Source organism: Clostridia bacterium (assembly GCA_014360065.1).
Taxonomy (GTDB): domain Bacteria; phylum Bacillota; class DSM-521; order Neomoorellales; family JACIYF01; genus JACIYF01.
Genome location: JACIYF010000242.1, coordinates 1 through 1567, shown reverse-complemented (window position 1 = coordinate 1567; position 1567 = coordinate 1). Strand labels below are relative to the sequence as shown.

Sequence of the window (1567 nt, the reverse complement as noted above, 5' to 3'; positions counted from 1 at the left end):
GGCGGCAATAGCCGCCGTGGCCCAGAAATGGCGGCCATCGTCTATCCCCGGGTGGATTGTGTGCCCCTGGATTACCACGAGATTATTCACCGGGTAAAAACCATTATCGAGTTTTGGCGGGCCCAGGCTCGGCCCGGCGAACGGCTCTATGCCTTGATCCATCGCATCGGCTGGAGCCGCTTCCTAGATGCCGTCGGCGGTGGTCCGGTAGAAGAACTGCTGGACTCGCGCTTTCCCGAAGCCAGCATCCGCCGCGACCTCCACTTTCGTTATTAGCGCAAGGAGGCAAAAACGTGCGCTTAGTACTTGCCGCTCCCCGCGGGCGCTCAGGCAAAACTACCATCACCCTAGGGCTTATAGAGGCCCTTTCTAAGCGGGGTCTGGTAGTTCAGCCTTTTAAGAAGGGGCCCGACTATATTGACCCCAGCTGGCTGAGCCTAGCCGCCGGCCGCCCTTGCCGCAATCTGGACTTATACTTTTTGCCGGCCGAGCAGCTGAGAGCACATTTCCTGGCCTGTTGCCAAGGAGCCGACTTGGCGCTAATCGAAGGGGCCATGGGCCTCTTCGATGGCTTGGACCTTGAGGGAACCAACAGCACCGCCCACCTGGCATGCACCCTTTCCGCTCCGGTCATCCTGGTGGTAGATGGCACTCGCATGACCAGGAGCGCCGCCGCCCTGGTACGGGGATTCCAGCACTTTGAGCCCCAGGTAAAGCTGGCTGGGGTTATCCTCAATAACGTGGCCCGGCCGCGGCATGAGGACATGCTCTGCCGTTCCATTGAGCACTATACCAGCCTGCCCGTGCTAGGAGCTCTGCCCAAGCGAGCCGACCTGTCTATCCCCGACCGCCACCTGGGCCTGGTGCCGGCAGCCGAAAACCATAAGCTAGCGGAGGCTCTAGCTGCCTGTGGAGCAGCAGTAGCCCAGGGAGTAGATTTGGAAGCGTTGCTTGCCATTGCCCGCCAGGCGCCGCCACTGCCGTCCCCCTCCGGCAGCAATTTCTTCCTTCCTGGCAGTGAGGCCAAAAGCGAGCGCCAGCAGCGAACGTCGCCGCCGCGGGCTCGCCTGGGGGTGTTTCGGGATCGAGCCTTTACTTTTTACTATCCCGAAAACTTGGAGGCCTTGATCCAGGCCGGCGCCCAGCTAGTGCCTATTGACAGCCTGACCGACCCGGAGTTGCCCGACCTGGATGGGCTATATATAGGCGGAGGGTTTCCCGAGATCTTTGCCAGCCAGATTGAGGCCAACCTGCCCTTGCGCCAGGCAGTGCGCCAGGCGGTGGCCGAAGGAATGCCGGTCTACGCCGAGTGCGGCGGGCTCATGTACCTGGCCAGACGGCTCAACTACCAGGGTCGGTGGTACGCCATGAGCGGGGCCCTGCCCTATGATGTAGTCATGTCCTCTCAGCCTCAAGGCCACGGCTACACCGCTATGCTGGTGGAAAGGGAAAGCCCCCTTTTTGCCCCGGGAACCCTAATTCGAGGACATGAATTTCATCACTCCCAGGTGGTGAACCTGGAAACCGAAGCAGTTCGCTTCCTCTACCGGGTCCAGCGCGGCTTTGG

General features: G+C 61.2%; 2 protein-coding genes. Both read left to right on the top strand.

Annotation, left to right across the window (positions count from 1 at the left end; translation table 11 throughout):
• The coding region (locus tag H5U02_15480) for a dissimilatory-type sulfite reductase subunit beta (protein MBC7343820.1) at positions 1-276 on the top strand (276 nt) is incomplete at its 5' end.
• A 17-nt stretch (positions 277-293) separates the two neighbouring features.
• Positions 294-1567: cobyrinate a,c-diamide synthase (locus H5U02_15475; protein MBC7343819.1), on the top strand; the 1274-nt coding region annotated here is incomplete at its 3' end.